This window comes from Janthinobacterium sp. BJB304 (genome assembly GCF_002735765.1).
Lineage (GTDB): Bacteria > Pseudomonadota > Gammaproteobacteria > Burkholderiales > Burkholderiaceae_D > Janthinobacterium.
Genome location: NZ_PDZN01000057.1, coordinates 1 through 552 on the forward strand (window position 1 = coordinate 1; position 552 = coordinate 552).

The 552-nt window shown below is 50.9% G+C and carries 1 rRNA gene; it reads left to right on the forward strand.

Going from position 1 to position 552, the window contains the following annotated elements:
• Nucleotides 1-552: ribosomal RNA gene (locus tag CSQ95_RS28910) — 23S ribosomal RNA — on the forward strand; the annotation flags it as partial.

The following is a 552-nucleotide window of genomic DNA, read 5'->3' on the forward strand; positions in this document are numbered from 1 at the left end:
ATAGGGAAGCCGTAGAGAAATCGAGTCCGAATAGGGCGATCAGTCGCTGGGTGTAGACCCGAAACCAAGTGATCTACTCATGGCCAGGATGAAGGTGCGGTAACACGCCCTGGAGGTCCGAACCCACTAATGTTGAAAAATTAGGGGATGAGCTGTGGGTAGGGGTGAAAGGCTAAACAAACTTGGAAATAGCTGGTTCTCTCCGAAAACTATTTAGGTAGTGCCTCAAGTATCACCATCGGGGGTAGAGCACTGTTATGGCTAGGGGGTCATTGCGACTTACCAAACCATTGCAAACTCCGAATACCGATGAGTGCGAGCTTGGGAGACAGACGTCGGGTGCTAACGTCCGGCGTCAAGAGGGAAACAACCCAGACCGCCAGCTAAGGTCCCAAAGATTGGCTAAGTGGAAAACGAAGTGGGAAGGCTAAAACAGTCAGGATGTTGGCTTAGAAGCAGCCATCATTTAAAGAAAGCGTAATAGCTCACTGATCGAGTCGTCCTGCGCGGAAGATGTAACGGGGCTAAGCCAGTCACCGAAGCTGCGGATAT